This window comes from Pirellulales bacterium (assembly GCA_036499395.1).
Lineage (GTDB): Bacteria > Planctomycetota > Planctomycetia > Pirellulales > JACPPG01 > JACPPG01.
This window is the reverse complement of sequence record DASYDW010000043.1, coordinates 1-16897: the sequence shown is the minus strand read 5'-3', so window position 1 is coordinate 16897 and position 16897 is coordinate 1. Positions and strand designations below refer to the sequence as shown.

Sequence of the window (16897 nt, the reverse complement as noted above, 5' to 3'; positions counted from 1 at the left end):
AATCTGAATGACAGAATGACGGAAAGGGTGTGCCGATCGCTTTGCCGCGTTGGTGATACTCGGCGTCATTCGACATTCGTCATTGTGTTTTCTTTAGACATTTGAAGATTAGGCATTCGTCATTGACGAAGCCCCTCGCTGGCGCTTCGGGCTGGTGTTTGCCCCTATTCACTGCCGTCTGCCCACATACATCCTCTGTGGTGCGAACGATTATCGAATTCGTTGTCGGGTCAGACCTGCCAGGCCGAGGGCGGCTAGAGCGATTGATGATGGTTCGGGGACGGCTTGGAATGGTACCTGGCCGATCAATTGTCCGGTCATCGTGAAGTCGGCGGTCAGCAGTGTGTTCAGCGGCGCCGGCAAGGTTGACGGCGTGATGTCGAACTTGATCGGCATCGTCAGACGCAGGTTCGAGCCGACGTGGTCGATCGTGCCCTGGCTGGCGTCGCCGTTCAGGGCGTTGGTCGCCGGCAATTGCGACGTGAAACCGAATCCGACCTGGTAACTCAGGCCGAGAATATTCGCGGTGTCGGTGATCGTAATTCCTTGGCCGGCCAGCGATTGTTGCAACGCCACGAGCGCCGCGCCGGTCGCGATGAAGTCGGTGATGTTGTCTTGCTTTAAGGTGGCCGTCAGCGACATGTCGGTCGTGCCGGAAACGGCAACCGTGACCTTCGTCGAATCGAAGTGCTGCGGATACGTGCCATTGCCTGTGGTCGGCAGGATCGGGCTTGTCAGGTCGACGGCGAAATTGCGAATCGCGACATTCAGATTGATGCCGGTCAGCGTGCCCAGGTTCAACGTCGAGATGCCGAGATTCAGCGAGCTGATATCGATCGGCGGGATCACCACGTTCTGCGCCGAGGTGAACACCATACCGTAATCGGCGGGCGCGGTACCGGATGCGCCGCCGACGCCGGGGGCGATGGCCAAGTTATTGCCGAGAAGTCCGGTCGCATTCGATGCTTGCGATTCACCGCCGCCAGGAAAGCCGATGCTGTACAGACCAAGATTCGTGGCCATGTTGCTCGGGGTGTTCGTCGCGGATTGGGCATAGAGTGACGATTCGCTTCCGTTGCCGTTAAGCCCTCCGGAGGCGAATTGCGGACCTTCGGTCAAGGGCGTACCGCTGATTTGGGCGGTCGCGGCGATAGCGATGCGGCTTTGCGTGGTGCTGTTGACGTTGACGTCAGTAAACGTCAAAGGCAATGCATGCGCGCGATGCGCCTCCGAAAGAACGAGAGCCGCAAAGAGTGCGGCAACGAATTGGATCTTGGTCATTAGCGATTCCTCGTGTCAAAAAAACTGGCGTCCCGAACGACCGCAATCGGGTGGTTTCGCCCGTGGCGAGCCCTCCGGTGGAGTTGGTTCCTAGCATACTAACTACGGCGCGCGATTGTAGAGCCTGGCTATGGGAATTCTGGGATTTTCGGGTAGCGCGATGTTACAGCGCTGGTGCCCTGATGGCGGGCAGATTCCCCGTGATCGCCGCCGGCCGATCGCATTCCAGAAATAGCCAGGCGGCTAGGAAATGATGTCGCGGATCGGGCTGCCGTAGTCGATCTCGAGCCGCTTGCGACCGGGCACCTCGAGACGGCGCGGGTCCAGCCCCAATTGCTGCAGCACCGTGGCGTGCAGGTCCGTGACGTAGTGCCGGTTTTCGACCGCATGAAATCCCAACTCGTCCGTGGCCCCGTGGACCACGCCCCGCTTGATCCCGCCACCGGCGAGCCACACCGAGAAGCCGTACGGATGATGGTCGCGGCCGTCGGAATTCTGCGCCCCGGGCGTGCGGCCGAACTCGGTGCCCCAGACGACCAACGTCTCGTCCAGCAGGCCGCGCTGCTTCAAGTCCTTTAGCAGGCCCGCGATTGGCTGATCGACTTGTTTGCAGAGCCGGGTGTGACCAACTTTGAGTTGACCGTGGGCATCCCACTCGCCGGCGCCGCCGTTACTGCCGTGAAAGATCTGCACGAAGCGGACGCCGCGCTCGACCAGCCGACGGGCGGCCAGACATTGCTGCCCGAAGGTCGCCGTCTCTTTCTGATCCAGGCCGTACATCGTTTGTGTTCGTTGCGTTTCATCCTCGAAGCGCACGACGTCCGGCACGGCCATCTGCATGCGAAACGCCAATTCGTACGATTTGATCCTGGCTCGCAGCCCGGCATCGTCGGGGTATTCGACGGCGGCGAGACGATTTAGTCGGCCGAGCAATTCGAATTCGCCGGCTTGCTCTTCGCGGAATACATCAGGCCCGGGCGCCGCGAACGGCAGCGGATTTTTCGGATCGATCGCCAGTTGCACGGCATTGTGTTCAGGGCCTAGATAGCTGGCGCCATGCCCACCGACTCCGCCGCAGCAATCGGCGATGGGGGTTCCCATAGCGACGAATTGCGGCAAGTCATCATTGAGCGACCCCAGTCCGTAATGCACCCACGAGCCGATCGTGGGGAAGAACCCCTCGAGCGAATGCCGGCCGGTGTGGAATTGCAGTTGCGCGCCGTGATTGTTGTCGGTGGTCCACATCGAGCGGACGATCGCCAGATCGTCGACGCAATCACCCAGGTGCGGCCACCAATCGCTGATCTCGATGCCGCTTTGCCCGCGCTTCTGATAGCCGACTTGGAGCGGAAAAATCTGTGGGTGAGGATGATGCAGACCGGGGACGATCTCGCGCAAGTTCTTTTTCGTCAGCGGCGATTCGACCGGATCCGGGAAAGGAGTCTCGGCAACGGTCTTGCCGGCGTATTGCGTCAGCGCCGGCTTCGGATCGAAGCTTTCCATGTGGCTGGTGCCGCCGATCATGAATAGCCAGATCACGTTTTTGACGCGCGGCGGGAAGTGGGGCAGACCGTTTGGAATTGCCGGGCTAGCTGCTGTTGCCTCGGCGGCGCGGGCCAGCGGATCGCGCGCGAGCATCGCCCCCAGGGCGAGCCCGGTGAAGCCCATGCCGACGTCGGCCAGGAACGTGCGGCGGTGAAGTCCTCGGCAGCCATTGTCGAGCGATTGTTTCATGGCCATGGGCTACCTCAGCGGATCGTGACGAAATCGTTGTGGTTCAATAACACGTGGACAAAATCTTCGCGGGCTCGCATCGCCGGATCGGTGGCGGGTTTCACGGCCGCGGCCTCGCCGCCGACGAACGCCGTAAGCTGCGACGCGTTGGCCAATCGCGCGGCTTGCGTCGTGAGGAACTGCGCCGAAATGGTTCGTTCTTGTTCAGTCGGTGAACGGGCAAGGATCTGCTCGAAGGCTGCGCCAATGAAACGTTCGATGGCAGCTTGCGCATTGGCATCCGGCTGTGATGCCGATTCAGGCTGCGTGGCAACTTCTTGCCAGAGCGTGCCGGCAAGCCGCCGCGATTGTTCGAGCGCGATCGGACTATTGGCGAGCGCCAAGGCCTGCTGTGGCACGACGCTTTCGCTGCGGCGGTAACATTCGCTGACGCTGGCCACGTCGAACAGCTTGAGGAAGGTCATCTGCTTTTCGTTCGCATGCTGGAAATACAAGCTGCGCCGCGGCACGGACAAACCCTGGGTGTGCTCTAGATCGGGGCCGCCGATGGTCGTGTCGAGTTGCCCTGCGACGCACAATACGCTGTCGCGGACGGTTTCGGCCTCCATGCGTCGTAGATTGGTGCGCCACAGCAGACGGTTATCGGGATCGATCGCACGGCGTGGGTCCTGCGGAGCGCTCGACGAGGTCATGCGATACGCCTGCGAGGTAACCATCAATCGATGGATGGCCTTCATACTCCAGTCCCGTTCCATGAGTTCTACGGCCAGCCAATCGAGCACTTGTTGATTCACCGGCGGTGCGCCACTCACACCAAAATTGAAGACCGTCGCGACAAGCGGCTCGCCGAAATGGCGCAGCCAGATGTGATTGATTGCGACTCGCGCCGTTAGCGGATTATTGCGCTCGGCGATCCACCGCGCGAGTGCCAGGCGACGCCCGGTGCTGGTGGCGGGATAAAGTTTGTCGAGCGGTGGATAGTCAGTGCGTTTTTCGGCTTCGGTGCGAGCTGTTTCCAGTTTTTGCTTCGCGGCGGCCAGGGCGTCTTCGGCCTTCTTGCGCTCTTGTTTGGCCTTGTCGTCGGGGGTGTCCGCGGGCGGAGCGGCTTGCAAAGCTGCCTCGGCGGTCATCACGGCTTCTTCGGCGGCGCAGATCGTGGCCCGATTCGTGGCCGCGATTGCCTCGGCCGTGCGTTGTGCAGTGTCGGCAGCAGGAGGTGTTGCATAGCGGGCGTTGTCAGCCGCGATCCGGGTGTCGAGACTGGCCAACTCGGCGGTGACCGTTGCCAGATGTTTGTTGGCATGCGTTGCGGCTGCGGTTTCGGTGGCGACAACTTGCTCGGCTGCACGCTGCGCTTCGACGGCTGTGCCGAGATTGGTCAGGGCAATGGCGCCATCGACGTCGATCGGCGCCGTGCATTTCGCCAACTGTTCGCGCGCTGCGGCGAGCTTCGTCGAGGCTTCGGCGGCGGCGGCTTTTGCTTTCTCAACCGCCGTGCGCGCTTGGCTGCGCAGCTCGTCGCGAAGATACGGCCGCAGGCCCGGGTTAAAGGTGCTGGCCGCCAGGCGTATTGGTTGAATCTTGAAGTCGCCGCCGAGTACCGTCGGCACCGCGGGTGCGAGCGGCTCGTCTTCCTTGGGCTGGCTTTCCTGCCCACGCACGAACAGGAACGTCTTGCGATCATGGTGGGCATCGTAGACGCGCGCGATACCGTCCAGCTCGATATTCGGCTGGCTGGGTGTGCGGTCGATGCGGACTTCGTACGGCTCGAAGATGGCGCGCAGCCGGTAATAGTCCTGCTGTGCGATGGGATCGTACATGTGATCGTGGCAGCGCGCACAGTTGAAGGTCAGGCCGAGGAATGCCTTGCCGGTGTGCTCGACGGTATTGTCGAGCCAGACGTTGCGATTGAAGCGAAACCAGTTGCGGGCCAGAAAGCCGGTGGCACGCAAAGTCTGTGGATCGTCGGGCGCGGCTTCATCGCCGGCCAACATATCGAGAATCATGCGGTCATAGCCACGGTCAGTATTGAGCGATTCGACGATCCAATCGCGCCAGTGCCAGATGTGCTGCTGGCTGTCACGTACTTCCTTGCCATAGCCGGCCCAGTCGGCATAGCGCCAGATATCCATCCAGTGGCGCGCCCAACGCTCGCCGTATTGCGGGCGGGCGAGCAATTGATCGACCACGCGCTCATAGGCGTCGGGCGAGTCGTCGGTGAGAAAGGCGCGCAGCTCGGCCCGCGTTGGCGGCAGGCCGATCAGGTCCAAGTAGACGCGCCGCAAGAGTGTTCCCTTGTCGGCCGAGGGGCTTGGCGAAAGTCCCTTACCCTCGCGCGCTTGCGTCAAAAAAGCGTCGATCGGATTCGCGATCGTGGCTGCCGGACCGGTCGCAGGCAGATCGGGGCGGACCGGCGCTTGAAAGGCCCAATGCTTGCGCGGATCTGGGGGGAGAGGTTCGCCGACAGGCGCGTCGGCGCCGGCGTCGATCCAGCGCCGCAGTAGAGAGACTTCTGCGTCGGAAAGGGCTTCGCCTTCGGCCGGCATGCGCCCTTCGGTGCGGGTTACCGCTGCGAGCAGCAGGCTTTCTGCGCTCTTGCCTGGAACGACGATGGCGCCGGCGTCCGCGCCGCGGCGAATCATGTCGCCAGTATCGAGACGCAATCCGGCTTCTTGCCGCAGGGCGCCATGGCAGGTCTGGCAATGCCGCACGAAAAGGGGTTTCACGTCGCGCGTGTAGTCGACAGTCGGTTGGTCCTCGTACGCTTGCCCAGCCCTGGGCCAAACGGCCAGGAGTAGAACGGCACTGAAGAGGAGGCGCAACAGCATCGGGGCAACCAGATCCATCGCGGGGGGCGACCGCGCCAGCAATGCCAGCGGGTCGCCTTTGGGGTGTCAGCAGAATCTCAGGCGGGAGCGCACGGTCCGAAATCACGGTATCGATCGGTCTGCCGCGGCGGGACGCACGCCCCTGCCGTTTTAGCAGAAGAAACTGCGTAAGTCACGAAAATCAGGCCCTGTCCGACGGGGTCGATAGCATCCGAGGCCGCGGCCTGGCAACCACTTAACGTCGCTGGCGTGGCTCGGGATCGGGGCTCGCGACATCCAAGATTGCTGGCACCCTTTCGGCCGATTTCCGGCACCCGGACTAGAGCCTTACGACCACTACAACCGATACAGCAGATGTAATCCGCAAAGTTTCGCGCGATTGTGCCGCATGACGAATACGGCGAGGCCCCGGGCTTTCGCCTTCGTGGCCTGATTCGGGACATGCGATTTTTTTAAGGATCGCGGGGGAATGAACCTACGGCACCTAACGAGCCTGGCGACGATGCTCGTCGCCGGTGTGTGCGTGGCAGCAGAGCCGACGCCGGACACGGCGCGGCCGTACGTGCATAGCGCGCTCGTAGCTTCTGCCCAGCGGCGGCAAAGGGCCGCGCCCAATCAGATTCGTCCCGCGGCGTTCAACGATCCGCAGCCTGCCGCTGCAGGACAACGCAAGCCGGGCGCGCGCATGGAAATGATGGCGTACGATCAGCCGACCTACACGCGGGATCGATTCGCCCAAAAAGAACCCGTCGAGACGCCCGCCGAAGGTAACGACAAGCCGTCCGATCCTTTCTCCGATCCGGAACCGACCGATCAACCGGCTGAGCAACCTGCCGAGATGCCGGCCGAAGCGCCCCCGGAACTGGCGCCCGACGCTGCGCCGCCAGGTGCTGAACCCGCCGCTCAGGAACCTGCGGCACGGCCGGGGGACGATCTGTTCACCGTGCCCCCCTCGGACAAGCAACCTGACGAGGCGATGCCCGGCCGGGAAGGTGCGAACAACAACTTGCCGTTTGTTGATCCTGGCGCGCCGCCGCGCCGGACCCCAGCGCCGCGCGAGCAAGTTCCGACACGCGAGATGGCACCGCGCGGCGAGTTCGTACCGACACCGGAACCGGACCAAGGTCCAACGAACGAGCCTTACTACGGCGAATACGGCCTGACCTATGACGACGATGGATTCGCCGACAGTTGTATGTCGTGCGCCGAGTCAGCCGGCTGCGGCAGCATGTGGGACAACTACTGCCCACCTCCGTTGAACCTGCGCATTCCATGTGGTTCGTGGGTGAACATGGAATATCTGATGTGGTGGAGTCGCGGGGCGTCGTTGCCGCCATTGGCGACCACGGGTTCGCAAGGCGGGGCGCTCGACGATCCGAACGTGAAGATCCTGTTCGGCGACGATCGCGTCGACAACGGGATTCGCTCCGGCGGACGATTGAACATCGGTACCTGGTTCAACGCGAGGCAAACGTTCGGCATCGGGGCGTCGTTCATCGGCCTGCAGAATATGGCCAGCAACTTTACGGCCGTTTCGGACGGGACGACGACCCTAGCCCGACCCTACTTCGATACGCAGACTAACTCGCCCAACGCATTTGTCATCGCACAGTCGGGCTTACTCTCGGGCGGAATCCGCGTGCGCACGACCGATAGCTTTGTCGCGGGGGACACTTACCTGCGGCAAGTCTTGGCCGCCGGTCCACGACGAAGAGTGGACTTGATCTACGGCTGGCGCTATTTGGAACTGGACGATTCGGTGGGCATCGACGATCACTCGGTGTCGATCGATCCCAACAATCCGCAGGTGCCGCTGGGGACGACGCTGGTCGGCTTCGACGGATTTCGCGCCACGAACAAATTCAACGGCGGCCAGATCGGCATCATGACCGAGCGCCGCCGCGGCATCTGGTCGTTGAACACCGTGGCCAAGGTCTCGTTGGGCAACATGCGGCAAACCGTGCTGATCAACGGTTACAGCAGCACGACTGTGCCGGGGCAAACGCCGGCCAACTTCGTAGGGGACCTGTTCGCGCAACAGAGCAACATTGGCCGGTATGACCGCAATGTCTTCGCGGCCATTCCCGAAGTGACGCTCAACCTGGGCTGCCAAATCACGCCCCGCATGCGCGCGACGTTTGGCTATTCGCTGATCTGGATCAGCAACGTCGTGCAGGCCGGGCGACAGATCGACACCAACGTCGACCTGTCACAATCCAGCAGCTTCAGCGCTCCCACGTTTACCTGGCAGCAGAATACCTACTGGCTGCAAGGTATGAACTTTGGCTTGAACTTCACGTTCTAGCCGCGGTACACAACCGTCACATCGCCGCAACGATCGAAGCGGACGACGACGCGGTAACCGCAGCACCAGTCGTAGGTCACAACGCCGCGGCTGAGCAGGCCGCACTTGCTGTCGACAGCCGGGCAGCCTTCGCAGCAGGCCGGCAAGCAGACCGGTACATCCACCGGGCAGCAAGTGACAGGGTTCACGACCTTGAGCACGGTCTTGACCGCCGGCTTGCAGCTATCGCAGCAAGTCTTGCCACAGGTGCGATCGATGTAGCGGATGCACGGTTCGGGGCAGCAAGGCTTTACCGGAGTAGCACAAGTCTGAGCGGCACAGGCCGGAGCGCCACAGCTGGGACCGGCAGCCGCGGCGGCGCTGGCCGCACGCAGACGCGAGAGGGCTGCACTCGCGCTCGCGACGAACAAGCCTTGGCTGACGATAATGGCGACGGCGATCAGCAAGGACCAGGCCGGCAGGCTGTGCCCCGATTTCGTCAAAGTGTGTGATTTCTTGGCAAAGGTCATTGTGTGCCTCCCTGTCGTCGTTTCTGTGGCCCACGAGTGTCGTTGCGGCACTGGCCGAAAGCACTCGCGTTCGCGTTAGTTTCAGGCGTTTGCGGCACTGCGCTCGCGTTGCGCCTGAGACCCAAGTGGATTGAACTTCTGAGTAAACATCGCATATCAGGCGAGGCTGGCAAGTCCCCTTCTCCCTCGGATAGAGGGTGTACGGCGAAAAAAACGACCCGGGGTAAATCCATCCATGGGGTGAAACGGGGACGAATCTTCCGACGAGTCCGGAAGTTACGCGCCATCGGGGGCACGTTGTGAATGGCACCGAACAACGCAGAAATTACCGGTCATTTTTGCAATTGCCGGTTTGCCTGTCTTGCGAAGTCGACCTATGTTTTCGCTGGCGGGCGCCGTTCTCTCTGCGCGCCGCCGACCATTCACGCGTATTCCCACGTACTCGATCCGTTCCGCTCCCCGAGGCTCTCGGCGAGCCGCTATTCGCGCATTGACCCAATCCGTAGACCAATAGCGAACGATCGAAATTATGATGGACGAAAGCCGGGGCCAGGTCACGCGATTTGTCGACGAATTGCGCCAAGCCGGCGACGATTTCGATCAGTTCGTCAGCCAACAGCTCGATCATCTCGAATCGCTACAGGCGACGATTGTCGATCGCGAGCAGAAGCTCGAGTCTGATCGCGCCGAGTTGCGCCGCCAACTGGACAGTCTGCAGCAGGCGCAACAGCGCTTGGACGCAGCCAGCGCGGCCGCCGAAAGCGCGGCGAAGAAATGGCTGGCGAACTCCCAACTCGAAGCCGAGGCGCCGGCGCCTGCGGATCATGGTCAGCCACTGACGAAAGTGATCGCCGAGCTGCAATCCGAGCGGACCAGGCTTGGCGAAGTGCTGGCCGCGAATCAGGCACACGCGGAGGCGCAATTTCATGCGTTGGCACAGTCGGCAACCGCCGAGTTGGCACAAGCCCGCTCGGATCTGCAAGCGGCCAGCGAAGAGCTATCGCGCGAGCGGCAGCGTTTCGCCGAAGAGAGCGCGGCATTGATCCTTGCCGCCGCGACACGTCCGGCACCTGTCGAAGTAGAGCCTGCGCCGATTACGACTCCGGAACCAGAGGCAGCCAAGTCCGAGCCGGCCCCGGCGCAATCGCCGGTCGCGCAATCGATTGAGCCCGCACCCGTCGAACCTGCGATCGTTGCGGCACCTGCGCCCTCGGGCACTGACGTAAAACCGGCGCCCGCCAGCGACGGAGGCGCCGGATGGTGGGGCGAGTTGCAAGAGTTGCGTCGCGGACTATCGAAGGGGAACGCCAAGTCGCCGGATCACCGTGTGAACGGAGCCGCCGCGCGAACCAACGCTGGTGAAGAGCGTGTCCTGGGAAAGATCTTAAACGACTGCCAGGCGATACAAGGCGAGCTTTCCGCGCACGCCGCCCGATCAACACCCAGTAAGTAAAACGATTCAGAGGACGTAACACACGGCAATGGTCGCTTCACGTCAAGATCCACCGGCGTTTCCGTTGCCCGCAGCCGTTCCCAATGCGTCGCAAGCGCCTGCGCGGCGCCGATCGGACGAGGTCCTGTCGATCGGCAAAAGCGCGACGGGCAGCGACCCGGCCGAACAACTCGGTCAGCTCGACGACGCGGTGTTCGAGGCGATTGCCGGCCGTGCCGAAGCGCTCGATGGGCTTCGGCAGCTATGGCCCGAGATCAAGGCCAAGCTAGGCACGCGGCTGGTGGACGAATCACGCGATCAATACGTGCGCTACGCGCTGCGTGTGTGGCGTGAATCTCTCGCCGGTGCCGAGCTGCGCAATCCGACGGCGGCGCTGGCCGTGATCGACGTCATGTCACTGTTGTTCGACGAGTAACAACACGACATTGCTGTTGTTTCAACGAGTAACAACACAAGGTTACTTCTGTTCGACGAGTGACAGCATGTCGCGAAAGCGGCGGAACAAGTAGGCGCTATCGTGCGGCCCTGAGGAAGCCTCGGGGTGGTACTGCACACTGAAAGCCGGCAGCTCGCGATGCTTCACGCCTTCGATCGTGTTGTCGTTCAAGTTGCGGTGCGTGATCTCGAGCGCCGAGGGCAACGATTCCTCGTCGACGGCAAAGCCGTGATTCTGGGCCGTGATTTCGACGGCGCCCGTTTCGAGGTTTAACACTGGCTGGTTCGCGCCGCGATGGCCGAACTTGAGCTTGAATGTCTTGGCGCCGCAAGCCAGTGACAGCAGTTGATGCCCTAGGCAGATGCCGAAAACCGGCACCTGGCCGAGCAGCCCACGAATGGTTTGCGCAGCGTATTCGAGCGGTTCCGGATCACCCGGGCCATTGGAAAGGAACACGCCGTCGGGCTTGTGTTCGAGCACTTGGGCACTGGAAAACGTGCCCGGCAGGATCGTCACGCGGCATCCCTGATCGAACAGATGCCGGGCGATATTCCATTTCATGCCGTAGTCGATCGCCACAATGTGTGGACTCGTGTCGCCGAGCATGGGCTGCTGGGAAGGCGCATCACCGTCATCCGCTAGTCTTGTCCACCGGCTGAGCGACTCGGTCCAGGTCCTCGGCTCGGTCGGAACGACCTCGCGCACCAGATCGCGTCCGACCAGTCCACGGCTGGCCTTGGCCTTGGCGACCAGGCTGGCATCATCGAGATCCGTAGTCGACAGGACACCCTTCATGGCGCCACGGCTGCGAATATGTCGCACCAGGGCCCGCGTATCGATGCCGGCCAGTCCTAACACGCCGGCTGCGGCTAAATATTCGTGCAGCCCACCATTGGAGCGAAAATTACTCGTTCGCCGGCTGAGCTGCCGCACGACGAACCCGGACAGATGCGGGCGGCCGCTTTCGACATCCTCGGCGTTGACGCCATAGTTGCCGATCTCGGGATAGGTCATCGTCACGATCTGACCGCGATAGCTGGGGTCGGTAACGATTTCCTGATAGCCGGACATCGACGTGTTGAAGCAGACTTCACCGTCGACTTCGCCGGTCGCGCCGAACGAAGTACCGGTGTAGACCGTGCCATCTTCCAGGGCCAGCTTCGCGATCGGAGGAGTGCTCATGCGAGGCGTTCGTTCCGCTTGAGAATTTTTTTCGAAGTTCCGTCGAATCAATTTTGCCGAGTTGTGTGAGCGATCGGACTGATCCTCGCGGCGCTATTTGGTCATATCGCACCGCGCTTTCTAGCGCGATTAAAGTCGCGCTAGGGGACATCCCGATACCCTCCTAGTGGCTGTGGGTCTCCGGAGCGTCGCCAAATGTGGCTCGCCCTGGACAGCCTATATGAGGGTCCTTGCCCCGGCGAGCAAGGGCCCTCTGTTTTTGCGCTCGTGGGTAACTTCCGAGCGCACCGATACCCTGCCTGTCGCGTGTGGTGATTCCGGGAAAGATTATAGGCCCGGAAGCCCTCGGCGCGTAGCACCGCGGATTGCTCCCAGGGGATGGTCCGCAGATTGCGCAGAGGGACGCAGATTCAAGACGGGGGCGATGCGAGTCGTCTGCACAGGCTCGTGCGGGCCGGTGGTTTGCGCGAAATCCCAGTTTGCTTAATCTGCGAAAATCTGCGGATAAATGTGATTTCGCTAGCCTGAGACGGGGCGGGCTGCGCGTTCGGTCTTGGCTTCGCGTGCTTCTTGTCCCAGGCAGCGGCCGATTTGCCGTACCGCCTGGCGGAGCCGGCTTTCGTTCTCGACCAGTGCCATGCGCAAGTAGCCTTCGCCGGCCGGGCCAAAGCCTGAGCCAGGGCTGACGGCGACGTCCCCCTCTTCGAGCAGCTTCATGGCAAAGCTGAGCGTATCCATCCGCTGCCGCCAGACGTCGGGAATCTGGGCCCACACGAACATGCCGGCCCGCGGGGGCGTGATGTCCCAACCGATGCGGCGCAGCCCCTCGACTAGCACGTCGCGGCGGTGCTGATAGATCGCTGCCTGCGATTCGACCGCGGCCTCGGTATGACGCAGCGCCACGATCGCGGCGACCTGGATGGCCTGGAACATGCCGTAATCGTAGTAAGCCTTGATTGTGCCCAGGGCCCGCACCATTTCCGGATTGCCGGCGCAGAATCCGACGCGCCAGCCGGCCATGTTGTATCCCTTGCTCATCGTGGTGAACTCGACACCGACGTCCACCGCTCCGGGCGCGGCCAGAAAGCTTGGCGGGCGATATCCATCGAACGCCACGTCGACGTAAGCCGCGTCACTGATCACCATAAAGCCGTAACGGCGCGCCAGCTTCACCACGTCAACGAAGAATTCCGGCTCAACCGTAACGCTCGACGGATTGTGCGGGTAGTTGATGATCAACAGCTTCGGCGAAGGATGCAGATGCTGGCAGGTGTAGGCCACGTTCGAAAGGAACTTCTCGCAATCGGCCACCTCGAGCGTAATGACGTTTCCGGACGCCAGCGTCACCGCGTGGGCATGGGCGGGAAATGTCGGCGCGGGAACGATGGCCGTATCACCGGGCCCCATCAGGGCCAGACACATGTGACTGAAGCCTTCTTTCGAGCCAAGGCAGACGATGATCTCGCTTTCGGGATCAAGCCGTACGCCCCAGCGCTTCAAATATTTGCTGGCCACTTCACGGCGCAGATTGGCGATGCCGAGCGATTGACTGTAGCCGTGGGCCGTGGGATCGCGGGCCGCTTCGACCAGCTTCTCGATCACCAGGTCCTGCGGCGGGTCAGTCGGGTTACCCATGCCCAGGTCGATCACGTCGTCGCCGGCGCGGCGCTTCTTGTACAACAGCGCGTTAATCCGTCCAAACAGGTAGGGGGGCAAACGGCTCATCCGTTCGGCCAGCCTGACCTTGAAAGGGGAAAAGTTGTCGTCCGCAGGATGCGACGCAGAGGGATCGTTCATCGGGGAAACCCGGGCAAAGATTGGGGGCGGCGCAGCGTGCGGGCTGCATTCTTCAAGGATACAACTTTCGTAACGACTGGAAAACGGGCGGAATGGGCCGCGTCGTCGTTATATCGGTCGGAAATCGCCCCGAATCGCTCGCCGGGGACCGGGACACGCGTGCGAGGCACGACCTGCACGTTCGACCGGTAAGAGTGCCGAGCCAGCCGTATAGGTTCGCAGCATTACGTCGGGCAAATGAGCCACCGCGGCCTGCAGCGAATTTAGGCGGGCAGAATTTTCTTGACGACACTTGTCGTTCGCTTATGATGACGACAGACGACGACTGTCGTCAGCGGGGCGATAACCCGAAGGTGTTTCCGTGGTGATGAAAAAACCAGACTCGGCACTGACTGCCACTCAGCATGAAATCCTCGAGGTCGTCTGGTCGTTCGCGACCGGAGCAACGGTGACTGAGATCTGGGACGCGATCTCGGCACGCCGCGCGGTGACGCGAACGACGATCCTGAACCTGGTCGACCGGCTGGAGAAGCGGCGCTGGCTGAAGCGTCACAAGGCGGACGACGGATTTCGATACACGGCCGCCATGGATCGCGACGCGACGGCCCAACTGTTGGCCCACGAGTTTGTGGATGGCTTTTTCGGCGGCTCGGCCAGCAGCCTGGTGATGAGCCTGCTGGGCAACAAGCGCGTGACGGCGGCCGAGCTAGAGAATTTGCGGCGCCTGCTCGACGCGCCGTCAGGCAAAGGTGACGCACCGAAGGAGAATTCCTGATGTCGATGTCGATGGTTTCGCTTGTAACCGGTTGGCAGTTGTATTGGGGAAGCGTTGCGCTCGGCTCGCTCGGCGCCTGTGGTGCGGCGCTATTAGCGAGATGGTTGCTGCGCAAACGCTCGGCCCCGGTGAAACATGCGTTGCTGCTGGCTGGGCTGTATGCGACGGCGCTCGCGCCGGTGCTGTTGTTTGGCGCCCTGGTGCTCGGCCACGGCTGGCGGCTTCACGTCGAGCGGCCCTGGATCGAGATCGCCAGCGCTACGCCGCGCTTCGTCCGTGCGACCACGGCTGAACCTTCGCCTGAGCCGGTAGCTGCAACGCAGATCGCGAAAATGCCGGAAGCCGCGGCTCAGCCGGCGGCTCGTCCGGAAGTGGGCGCGCCGGCTGCATTGGAGAGCAAATCGCCGACTGCCGCATCGTGGATGTCTCGGCTGACAGAGTTTCAGGTAAAACGTCAGCCCGACGGCCGTACGATCGTCGATCAACCGCTGCTTCCTCGGCTGCTGGGGCTGGTTGTCTTTGCCTGGTGGATCGGAACGTTGGTCGGCCTCGTGCGATTGGCTTGGGGAACGCGGGTGCTGCGCCGGCTGAAGCGCACGCTCATAGCGCCCGCGGATCCTCGCATCGCGGCTACTCTGGCCGCCTGCCTGGGCGAAGCACGCGTGCGTCGTCGCGTGGAAATTCGCGAATCGGCCGCGGCGCCTGCGCCGTTGTCTTTCGGTTTGTGGCGGCCGACGATCGTATTACCGGCCCATATGGCGACGCGGCTGGATGACGAGCAGTTGCGTCTGGTCGTCGCCCATGAAGTGGCGCATGTGGTGCGGCGCGATCATCGCGTGGCATTGGTGGAACGTCTGACGAGCGCCGCCTTCTGGTGGAATCCTTTGGTGCGCGCGGTCAATCGGGGATTGTCCTCGGAGCGCGAGCAAATCTGCGACGACTATGCCGCGGCTACGCCCGGCGAGCGCCGGAGATTGGCCGAGGTGCTGGTGCTGATCGCTGAGTGGAGCGCGGCCGCGCCACTGCGCATCGGCGGCGCTACGGCGCTGGTGGACGACGCCCGCGATGACCTGGCCACACGTGTGACACGGCTGGTCGAGAATAAGCCGCGGGCGATGCGCGTCACGTTGCGCGCGGCGCTCGGGTTAGCAGCGTTTGCTGTTGCTGTGGGGGGCGTCGTGCTGTTCTCAGCGCTGCGTGCCGCGCCGTACGAGCGTTTTCAGGCGACCCCGGCGCAAACGGCGATCATTAACGAGCTACGCCCGCGCGATTTTCTCATCATCGAGGGAATTCTTGGTTTTCAAGTCGGCACGACCGGATTTCATGCGAGCAATGAGGATGTGGCCCGGCTGGCCGAGCTGGGGAACATCGACGAATTGAGCCTGGGGGGCGAAGATCTCACGGAAGATTGCCTGGTGTCGATCGGGCGGATGGACTCGCTGCGAAATCTGTCTTTGTCATTTCCGTTCACGACCGCGGCGCTAAAACACGTCGCTCGATTACCGAACCTGGAAGAACTATCGGTCTCGTCCCCGAGTTTGGCGGACGATGGGCTTTTGATCCTGGCCGAGCTACCAAAGCTTGGCACCCTGCGTTTGAACGGCACGAGCGTCTCGGATGCCGGCCTGCAGACGCTGGCGGAGTTCCCATCGCTTGTTTCCGTGAACATCAACAATAACCGGCTACGCATCACCGACGTCGCATTGGCCGGTATCGCGCGTTGCCCGCGCCTGACGCAGCTCGCAATTTCGTCCGACGGGATTAAAGACACCGGTTTGCAAAGTTTGGCCAGGTGCCGGTCACTCACTGCTGTTGATCTGCAAGGTGCCGGCTTTACCGACGACGGATTGTCGACCGTGGCGAGCCTGCCGAACCTCAGGATGCTAACGCTCCAAAGCGATCGGCTGACCGGCGCCGGCCTGCGACATTTGCAGGCGGCCGCAGGCTTAGAATGGCTGCGCCTGCGCGACTGCCCGCTGATCACCAACGATAGCTTGGCCGCAGTCGGCGAGCTTACGCAACTGTTTCGGCTGTCGCTCCAAAGCAAAGTGCTGACCGATGCCGGACTGGCACACTTGAAAAACCTGACCGGCCTGTGGGAACTAGAGATCGATGGTCCCAAGTTTACCGGCGATGGGCTGAAGTACTTAGTCGCGTGCCAGAACATCACCGAAATCCGAGCCCAGGGAGAACGGATCGACGATTCGATCTTCGTCCCGTTGAACGAGTTTTCCAAGCTGCGGCAGATCGTAGTAGGCGCGGGTCAGCCGACGAATCGCCTTTCCGGCGTCACGAATGCAGGGTTGGCGAAGCTGAAGTCGCCGAGTTTGCAGATTGCGATGTTCGCGCGTACAGCGATCACGAACGACGGGCTGGTGGCGCTCGACGCGCTGCCGAATCTATCGATTGCGCATTTCCCCTTTTCGTCCGACGTGAATCCGCCGATCTGGACCCGTGGGACGCAGAGGGTTAACCGACCGCCGCGGCACGGTGTGGCCGGCGTACGCGACGCGACACCAAGGCTCCCTCCGCTCGGCGATGCGCAAGTCGTGGCGAACGATGCGTTGATCGCGGAATTGAAAAAGACATTCGGTCCG

Annotated in this window: 11 protein-coding genes; 5 read left to right on the top strand and 6 right to left on the bottom strand. The window is 62.2% G+C overall.

Features of this window, described 5'->3' with window-relative positions:
* Nucleotides 1–210 precede the first annotated feature (210 nt).
* From VGN12_07270 to VGN12_07260, 3 genes are all read right to left on the bottom strand, one after another.
* Nucleotides 211–1281, bottom strand: a complete 1071-nt coding sequence (locus VGN12_07270) for a PEP-CTERM sorting domain-containing protein (protein HEY4309236.1) — start codon at nucleotides 1279–1281, stop codon at nucleotides 211–213.
* A gap of 243 nt (nucleotides 1282–1524) precedes the next feature.
* On the bottom strand, nucleotides 1525–3021 hold the full coding sequence (locus tag VGN12_07265; protein ID HEY4309235.1) for a DUF1501 domain-containing protein: 1497 nt from the start codon (nucleotides 3019–3021) through the stop codon (nucleotides 1525–1527).
* Nucleotides 3022–3029: 8 nt separating this feature from the next.
* Complete coding sequence (locus VGN12_07260; protein ID HEY4309234.1) at nucleotides 3030–5843, bottom strand: DUF1553 domain-containing protein; 2814 nt, start codon at nucleotides 5841–5843, stop codon at nucleotides 3030–3032.
* 469 nt (nucleotides 5844–6312) lie between these two features.
* Here VGN12_07260 and VGN12_07255 point away from each other — a divergent pair, with 469 nt between their 5' ends.
* Nucleotides 6313–8148, top strand: coding sequence for a BBP7 family outer membrane beta-barrel protein (locus VGN12_07255; GenBank protein ID HEY4309233.1), 1836 nt, complete (start codon nucleotides 6313–6315; stop codon nucleotides 8146–8148).
* Here VGN12_07255 and VGN12_07250 read toward each other — a convergent pair.
* The gene (locus VGN12_07250; GenBank protein HEY4309232.1) at nucleotides 8145–8657 is read right to left on the bottom strand and encodes a hypothetical protein; all 513 of its coding nucleotides are present in this window, start codon (nucleotides 8655–8657) and stop codon (nucleotides 8145–8147) included. The genes VGN12_07255 and VGN12_07250 overlap by 4 nt on opposite strands.
* Nucleotides 8658–9186: 529 nt before the next feature.
* On the opposite strand from VGN12_07250, the gene VGN12_07245 reads away from it, so the two are divergent.
* Nucleotides 9187–10110, top strand: coding sequence for a hypothetical protein (locus VGN12_07245; GenBank protein HEY4309231.1), 924 nt, complete (start codon nucleotides 9187–9189; stop codon nucleotides 10108–10110).
* Between the two features lie 28 nt (nucleotides 10111–10138).
* Nucleotides 10139–10525 (top strand): hypothetical protein, encoded by a 387-nt coding sequence (locus VGN12_07240; protein HEY4309230.1) that lies wholly within the window; start codon nucleotides 10139–10141, stop codon nucleotides 10523–10525.
* A gap of 42 nt (nucleotides 10526–10567) precedes the next feature.
* Here VGN12_07240 and carA read toward each other — a convergent pair whose 3' ends face one another.
* Nucleotides 10568–11728 (bottom strand): glutamine-hydrolyzing carbamoyl-phosphate synthase small subunit, encoded by a 1161-nt coding sequence (gene carA, locus VGN12_07235; protein HEY4309229.1) that lies wholly within the window; start codon nucleotides 11726–11728, stop codon nucleotides 10568–10570.
* 519 nt (nucleotides 11729–12247) lie between these two features.
* Nucleotides 12248–13525: an aminotransferase class I/II-fold pyridoxal phosphate-dependent enzyme gene (locus VGN12_07230; GenBank protein HEY4309228.1), complete on the bottom strand. Its 1278-nt coding sequence runs from the start codon at nucleotides 13523–13525 to the stop codon at nucleotides 12248–12250.
* A 367-nt stretch (nucleotides 13526–13892) separates the two neighbouring features.
* Between VGN12_07230 and VGN12_07225 the strand changes: the two genes are divergently transcribed.
* Together VGN12_07225 and VGN12_07220 are read left to right on the top strand one after the other, a co-directional pair.
* Nucleotides 13893–14300: a BlaI/MecI/CopY family transcriptional regulator gene (locus tag VGN12_07225; protein ID HEY4309227.1), complete on the top strand. Its 408-nt coding sequence runs from the start codon at nucleotides 13893–13895 to the stop codon at nucleotides 14298–14300.
* Nucleotides 14300–16897: M56 family metallopeptidase (locus VGN12_07220; protein HEY4309226.1), on the top strand; the 2598-nt coding region annotated here is incomplete at its 3' end. The genes VGN12_07225 and VGN12_07220, both read left to right, overlap by 1 nt.

Excerpts from the sequence above, each read along its gene's own strand:
- VGN12_07260 (HEY4309234.1), bottom strand. The coding sequence starts at position 5,843 with ATGCTGTTGCGCCTCCTCTTCAGTGCCGTTCTACTCCTGGCCGTTTGG.
- VGN12_07265 (HEY4309235.1), bottom strand. The coding sequence starts at position 3,021 with ATGGCCATGAAACAATCGCTCGACAATGGCTGCCGAGGACTTCACCGC.
- VGN12_07245 (HEY4309231.1), top strand. The coding sequence starts at position 9,187 with ATGATGGACGAAAGCCGGGGCCAGGTCACGCGATTTGTCGACGAATTG.
- carA (HEY4309229.1), bottom strand. The coding sequence starts at position 11,728 with ATGAGCACTCCTCCGATCGCGAAGCTGGCCCTGGAAGATGGCACGGTC.
- VGN12_07225 (HEY4309227.1), top strand. The coding sequence starts at position 13,893 with ATGAAAAAACCAGACTCGGCACTGACTGCCACTCAGCATGAAATCCTC.
- VGN12_07230 (HEY4309228.1), bottom strand. The coding sequence starts at position 13,525 with ATGAACGATCCCTCTGCGTCGCATCCTGCGGACGACAACTTTTCCCCT.
- VGN12_07255 (HEY4309233.1), top strand. The coding sequence starts at position 6,313 with ATGAACCTACGGCACCTAACGAGCCTGGCGACGATGCTCGTCGCCGGT.
- VGN12_07270 (HEY4309236.1), bottom strand. The coding sequence starts at position 1,281 with ATGACCAAGATCCAATTCGTTGCCGCACTCTTTGCGGCTCTCGTTCTT.
- VGN12_07240 (HEY4309230.1), top strand. The coding sequence starts at position 10,139 with ATGGTCGCTTCACGTCAAGATCCACCGGCGTTTCCGTTGCCCGCAGCC.
- VGN12_07250 (HEY4309232.1), bottom strand. The coding sequence starts at position 8,657 with ATGACCTTTGCCAAGAAATCACACACTTTGACGAAATCGGGGCACAGC.